The following is a 5,232-nucleotide window of genomic DNA, read 5'->3' on the forward strand; positions in this document are numbered from 1 at the left end:
GCATGCGCGCGGCGGTGGCCGCGATGCGCACCGGCGGCAGGCCGGCGGCGGCGAGCGCCGGCAAGAGCGCCCGCACCGCCGTGCGGGCGCGGGCGGGATCGGCATTGCCCGGATCCTCGATCCAGTCCTGGCCGGCCGCGGCCAGCGCGGCACGCAGGCGGTCGCGCGGCATGTCGAGCAGGGGACGGAGCAGCGCGATGCCGTCGCGCTCGCTCACCGGCGCCATGGCGGCGAGGCCGTCCACGCCGCTGCCGCGACCGAGCCGGAGCAGGAAGGTCTCGGCCTGGTCTTCCCGGTGATGCGCCACCGCCAGCGCCCGGAACCGCGCCCGGCGGCAGGCGGCGAAGAGCAGCGCATAGCGCGCTTCGCGCGCCGCGGCGGCCAGATTCGCCTTCGGTTTGGGCCCGCGCCAGCGGAGCGTGCGGTGCGCGACGCCGCGGGCGGCGAGCCAGCGCTTGACCTGCAGCGCTTCGCGCGCCGCTTCCGGCCGGAGCCCGTGGTCGACGGTGAGCGCCAGCAGGCGCCCGCCCTGGGCCGCCGTCCACCCCTGCGCCAGCAGCACGAGCGCCAGGCTGTCGGCGCCGCCGGAAACGGCGACCGCGAGATCGGGATGGCCCGGAAAAGCGCCGAGCGCCGCCATCAGGCGGGCGAACTCGGCCTCGCTGAGCGCGCGGTCGGTCGTCGCTTCCCCCGTGGCCTTTCCGTCAGCGGCAGCCGGCGCGCTGGCGCTCGCGGGTGGCGCCCTGCTTCACCGAGGCATCGGCCGAGGGGAACTCGGTCGAGAGCTGCTGCAGCACCGCGCAGGCTTCCTTCTTCTGGTTCAGGTTGGTCAGGCTCATGGCGAGCTTGAGCAGGCTGTCCGGCGCCTTCGGGCTCTTCGGATATTTCTGGTAGCCGGCGAGGAAGGCCTGCGCCGCGCGGTCGTATTGCGTGCGCACGAAGAAGGTCTCGCCGACCCAGTACTGCGCGTTGGCGGCGAGCGGATCCTTCGGATGCGCGGTCAGGAACTCGTTCAGCGCCGATTCGGCATCGCCGTAATCGCCCTGCTGCAACAGCTTGACGGCATAATTGTAGCGCTCCTGGGGCGTACCGTCGGGCAACTTCCCCTGGGACGACGGCGGCGGCAGCGCGGCCTGCTGTTGCGGCTGCGGCCGGGGCTGGCCGAGAAAGCCCGGCGGCGCGCCGGGCCCTGGCGTGGTGCCGGGCGGCAACGTGTTCTGCGGCGCGCCGGTGGCGGCGCCAGGCTGCGGCGGCACTGCGCCGCCTTCGGCACGGCCGCCCTTCTCCAGCGCGCTCAAGCGGAAATCGACATCCTCGACCAGCTTGTCGAGGCGCGCCTGGGTCTGCTGGTTGCGGAATTCCGACTGCTCGATGCGCCCGGTCAGGTCGCGGATCTGGCCTTCCAGCTGATCGAGGCGCACCAGCAGGGTGCCGATCGCGCTGCCCTGGTCGCCGGTAACGACGGCCGCGCCGGACGCCGGCGCGGTGCTGCCCCCGCGATAGACCTGGCGCTGCAGCTGGACGAGTTCGCCTTCCAGCCGCTGGATGCGGTCCTGCAGCACGCGCACATCCTGCGCGGCGGCGGGCAGGGCCGCCGTCATGAGGGCAAGGCAACAGCCGACGATAGCGAGGCGCATCGCGATCTCTCCCGACGAACGCTGCCGGAGCGGATCCGACCGAATCGTTCGCCGCTCCTAGCTAGCAATCAAGGCGCCAATAAGGAAGCGCGCCCGCCACGCGGCGGCAGGCGCGCCGCCCATCGGTTCATCCCGTCAATTCACCACCGTGACGCCGCGGCGGTTCTGCGCCCAGGCCGCCTCGCTGGCCCCGACCGCGACCGGACGCTCCTTGCCGTAGGACAAGGTGCGGATGCGGTTGGCCGGCACGCCCAGCGTGACCAGATAGGTCTTCACCGCATTGGCGCGCCGCTCGCCCAGCGCGAGATTGTATTCGCGCGTGCCACGCTCGTCGGCATGGCCCTCGATGGTGATGGCGCGCTGCGCATTCTGCCGCAGCCAGGCCGCCTGGCGGTCGAGCGTGGCGCGCGCCTGGGCGGAAAGATCGTACTGGTCGAAGCCGAACAGCACGGTATCGGAGATCCCCGCGGCGGCGAGGTTGGGCCCGCCTACCCCGGCGCCGCCGATCGGCGCGCTGCCGACCTGGCCGCCGGCCCCGGCCGGCGCGGCCTGGGACGGGCTGGAGCCGAAGCTGCCGGCGCCGCCGGCGCCGGTGGTGGATTCCGGCGTGCTTTCGCAGCCGGCGAGAGCTAGAGCCCCGACCAGCAGTCCGAGGCCGATCGACGATTTCAGTCGGTACATCATGCGTTCCATCATCAGTCCGTTCTTGCTTCCCCCAGAGACGGGCGGTCAGCAGTAGCGCGGATCAGAATGACCGATTCGCGCCGCAAACAAGGCGGAATATGGACACGGCCCTGTGACAAGCTGTGCCCCGGACCACGTGCGAGACAGGGGAAACGCGCGACAGCGGAAAAAGCTTCGGCGCCCGTCTCCGGCAAGAGACGGGCGCCGATTTCGCCTGCGGGACCGGCGCCGAGGCGCCGGGCCAGATCAGTTGACGACGGTGACGCCGCGGCGGTTCTGCGACCAGGCCGCCTCGTTATGGCCGAGCGCGACCGGGCGCTCCTTGCCGTACGAGATGGTCTTCACCCGATTCGCCGCCACGCCCTGGCTGATCAGGTAGTTCTTCACCGAATTGGCGCGCCGCTCGCCCAGCGCGAGGTTGTACTCGCGGGTGCCGCGCTCGTCGGCATGGCCTTCGACGGTGATGGTGCGGTTGGCGTATTGCTTCAACCAGGTCGCCTGACGCGCCAAGGTCGCCTGCGCGGCCGGCTTCAGGTCGTACTTGTCGAAGTCGAAGAACACGCGGTCGCCGACATTCAGGATGAAATCCTGCGCGCTGCCGGGAGTCGGGCCGGCCGGCGTGGCCGGCGCGGTCGCCTGCGGGCGAGCCGGCGGCGTGCCGCCACCCGCGGCGCCTCCGGAATCGGCAGGCTTGCTCTCGCAAGCTGCGAGCAAGAGTCCGCCGGCGATCAGGGCGATGAGCTTGGTGCCAAGCGAGACACGCATGTTACTTGATCCCCTCCAAGGGTCAGGCTGTTCGGAAGACAGATACCGCGCAGACACGGGACTGCCGCTCGGGCGCGGCGGTTTGATTTCGTTGCCGAAAGTCCCGCGGACTATATGCCCGACTTGCGGCCCCGACAAGGTGGGGGGGCTGCGCTTTTCTTGCTTTGTGGCGGATTTGCAACCCCCTCTACTATAGTTACTTGAGGGGGGCCGGCGGCGACCATGCCGGGTCCGAGGCATCGGTCTGGGTTACCACCTCGCGCAAATTGTGACCGGTGAGGTCGACCGACATGACGCGCTGACGGCCGCCGCGGCCCTGGGCGTCGCCCGGGGTCTGGCGGCCGAACATCAGCACGCGGCCGTTCGGCGCCCAGGTCGGCCCCTCGTCCAGGAAGCTTTCGGTCAAGAGCCGGTCGCCCGAGCCGTCGGTCCGCATCACGCCGATGAAGAACTTGCCGCCCTTCTGCAAGGTGAAGGCGATCAGGTCGCCGCGCGGCGACCAGACCGGGGTGGAATAGCGGCCGTCGCCGAAGGAGATGCGGCGCTGGTTCGAGCCGTCGGCCTCCATCGTGTAGAGCTGCGAGGTGCCGCCGCGATCGGAGTTGAACGCAATGCGCCGCGCGTCGGGCGAGAAGGTCGGGCTGGTGTCGATCGCTGGATCGGTGGTCAGCCGCTTGATCGCGCGGGTGCGCAAATCCATCGTGTAGATGTCGCTGTTGCCGTCCCGCGCCATGCTCATGACGATGGTGTTGCCGTCGGGCGAGAAGCGCGGCGCGAAGGTCATGCCGGGAAAGTCGCCGACGACTTCCTGGCGACCGGTATCGATGTTGTAGAGATAGACTCGCGGATTGTCGTTGAAGTAGGAGAGGTAAGTGATCTCCTGGTTGGTCGGCGAGAAGCGCGGAGTCAGCACCAGGAAGCGTCCGTCGGTCAGATAGCGCAGGTTCTCGCTGTCCTGATCCATGATGGCGAGGCGCTTGACGCGCTTGGCCGCCGGCCCGGTCTCCGACACGAAGACGATGCGGGTGTCGAAATAGCCTTCCTCGCCGGTCAGGCGCTTGTAGACCTGATCGGAGATCAGATGCGCGATGCGGCGCCAGTTATCCGGGTTGGTGAAATAGGCGAGCCCGGTCATCTGCTGCTCGGCATAGACGTCCCACAGGCGGAACTCGACGCGGATGCGCCCGTCCGGCACGCGCTCGGTCTTGCCCGTCACCAGCGCCTGCGCCTTGATCACCCGCCAGTCCTGGAAGCGTGGCTGCGTGCGCATATCCGCCGGGCGCTGGATATGCGCCTTCGGGTCGAGCGGCGCGAACAGGCCGGAGCGCTCCAGATTGGCGCGGATCACGCGCGGGATATCGGTCGCCATCTGGGTGCCGTCCGGCGTCTCGGAATCGAAGTCCGAGATCGCGATCGGCAAGGGCTCGATCGTGCCGCGGTTGATGTCGATGCGAAGCTGCGCCGCCGCGGGCGCGACGAAGGCCAACAGGCCGGCCAGAACGGCGAACAGACGGAAAGCCTGGATCATCCCACCATGTCCTTCGGATTGAATGTGAACTCGATGTCGCGCCAGCGCTCGTACTTGCCGGGCGGCAGGTCCTTGATCGGCGTGCAGCGCAGGATGGCGCGGCGCACGCTGTCGGCGGCGGCGGCCCAGAACGGATCGGCGCGCGGCCGGTCCAGCAGATCGGGCGGCTGGCGCAGCGAGCCGTCGGGATTGAGCTGCACGCGCACGCGGATCACCAGGTCCTGCGCATCCTTGGCACCGACCGGCGGATTCCAGCAGCGCTCGATCTGACGCCGGATCAGGTCGATCTCGCTGATCGTCAAGGGCTCGCCCGAGCCGCGCGATGAGGCGACCACCGGCGGCGTTTGCGGATTGGGCCGCGTGTCCTGCTGCGGCGTCGGCGGCGCGCTGTCCTGCACGCGCTTGTTCAGCAAGGCGGAGAGCGCCTTCGGGTCGAAGGCCGGCTTCGCCGGCTGCGGCGCCGGCGGCTTGGGGGCCGGCTTGGGCGGCGGGGGCGGCGCCTCGACCTTCTTCTCGGGCGGCGGCGCAGGGGCCGGCTCCGGCACCACGACCGGCTCGGGCTTGGGCGGCGGCGGCGCGGGCTCCGGCGGTGTCGGCTGAACCTTCGGCGGCTCCGGC

The 5,232-nt window shown here is 70.2% G+C and carries 6 protein-coding genes; all 6 read right to left on the minus strand.

Going from position 1 to position 5,232, the window contains the following annotated elements; all coding sequences use genetic code 11:
- A partial coding sequence (tilS, locus tag DT074_RS27480; RefSeq protein WP_119423020.1) for a tRNA lysidine(34) synthetase TilS occupies positions 1-640 on the minus strand: 640 nt, incomplete at its 3' end.
- A gap of 64 nt (positions 641-704) precedes the next feature.
- Entirely contained in the window at positions 705-1,637 is a 933-nt protein-coding gene (gene ybgF / locus DT074_RS27485; RefSeq protein ID WP_119423021.1) for a tol-pal system protein YbgF, read from the minus strand.
- 135 nt (positions 1,638-1,772) lie between these two features.
- Positions 1,773-2,333, minus strand: a complete 561-nt coding sequence (gene pal / locus DT074_RS27490; protein WP_438503717.1) for a peptidoglycan-associated lipoprotein Pal — start codon at positions 2,331-2,333, stop codon at positions 1,773-1,775.
- Positions 2,334-2,567: 234 nt separating this feature from the next.
- Positions 2,568-3,086, minus strand: a complete 519-nt coding sequence (gene pal, locus DT074_RS27495; RefSeq protein ID WP_119423022.1) for a peptidoglycan-associated lipoprotein Pal — start codon at positions 3,084-3,086, stop codon at positions 2,568-2,570.
- Between the two features lie 196 nt (positions 3,087-3,282).
- The gene (tolB, locus tag DT074_RS27500; RefSeq protein WP_119423023.1) at positions 3,283-4,614 is read right to left on the minus strand and encodes a Tol-Pal system beta propeller repeat protein TolB; all 1,332 of its coding nucleotides are present in this window, start codon (positions 4,612-4,614) and stop codon (positions 3,283-3,285) included.
- The coding region (tolA, locus tag DT074_RS27505; protein ID WP_162915286.1) for a cell envelope integrity protein TolA at positions 4,611-5,232 on the minus strand (622 nt) is incomplete at its 5' end. The genes tolB and tolA, both read right to left, overlap by 4 nt.

It is taken from the genome of Desertibaculum subflavum, assembly GCA_003576705.1.
In the GTDB taxonomy this organism is placed as follows: domain Bacteria; phylum Pseudomonadota; class Alphaproteobacteria; order Ferrovibrionales; family Ferrovibrionaceae; genus Desertibaculum; species Desertibaculum subflavum.

Coding starts and splice junctions, on each gene's coding strand:
- ybgF (WP_119423021.1), bottom strand. CDS start 1,637: ATGCGCCTCGCTATCGTCGGCTGTTGCCTTGCCCTCATGACGGCGGCC.
- pal (WP_438503717.1), bottom strand. CDS start 2,333: ATGATGGAACGCATGATGTACCGACTGAAATCGTCGATCGGCCTCGGA.
- pal (WP_119423022.1), bottom strand. CDS start 3,086: ATGCGTGTCTCGCTTGGCACCAAGCTCATCGCCCTGATCGCCGGCGGA.
- tolB (WP_119423023.1), bottom strand. CDS start 4,614: ATGATCCAGGCTTTCCGTCTGTTCGCCGTTCTGGCCGGCCTGTTGGCC.